The sequence below is a fragment of the Streptomyces sp. SID5910 genome (assembly GCF_009862125.1).
GTDB lineage: Bacteria > Actinomycetota > Actinomycetes > Streptomycetales > Streptomycetaceae > Streptomyces.
On record NZ_WWHX01000388.1, the window covers coordinates 1 to 788 of the forward strand.

The window sequence follows — 788 nt, forward strand, 5'->3', positions numbered from 1 at the left end:
ACGGCCTCGTCCTCAAACGCCGGACGGGCTGAGAGTCACCCCTAGTTTCAGGAGTTACCCATGCATCTCGATCACCACCACGACGGGCCCGCCGCCGTGTCCGCCGATGCCCGCAGGCCCGACGGGAGTCGTCGCGCGCTTCGGATCGGGCTCGGTGGGCCCGTCGGGTCCGGGAAGACCGCGACCGTGGCCGCGCTCTGCCGGGCCCTGCGCGAGGAGCTGTCGCTCGCCGTCGTCACCAACGACATCTACACGCGCGAGGACGCCGAGTTCCTGCTGCGCGAGGCGGTGCTGCCGCCGGAGCGCATCACCGCCGTCGAGACCGGCGCCTGCCCGCACACCGCGATCCGGGACGACATCTCCGCCAACCTGGAGGCCGTGGAGGACCTGGAGGACGAGGTCGGACCGCTCGACCTGGTGCTCGTGGAGTCCGGTGGTGACAACCTCACCGCCACCTTCTCCCGGGGACTCGTCGACGCCCAGATCTTCGTGATCGACGTGGCGGGCGGCGACGACATCCCGCGCAAGGGCGGCCCCGGCGTCTCCACCGCCGACCTGCTCATCGTCAACAAGACCGACCTCGCCCCGTACGTCGGCTCCGACCTCGCCCGGATGGCCGCCGACGCCAAGGCGCAGCGCGGCGAACTCCCGGTCGTCCTCCAGTCGCTGAGGAGCGAGGCAGGCGTGGGGGAGGTCGCCGACTGGGTGCGCGCCCGGCTCGCCGCGTGGACGGCGTGAACGCGCCGGGCGGCGTCCGGGCGAGGGCGCGGATCCTCGCCCGCGGCGAC

Annotated in this window: 1 protein-coding gene; it reads left to right on the forward strand. The window is 73.0% G+C overall.

Annotated features, from left to right (window positions below; translation table 11 throughout):
• Positions 1-60 precede the first annotated feature (60 nt).
• Entirely contained in the window at positions 61-738 is a 678-nt protein-coding gene (gene ureG, locus GTW67_RS13205) for an urease accessory protein UreG (RefSeq protein WP_161165006.1), read from the forward strand.
• Positions 739-788 lie beyond the last annotated feature (50 nt).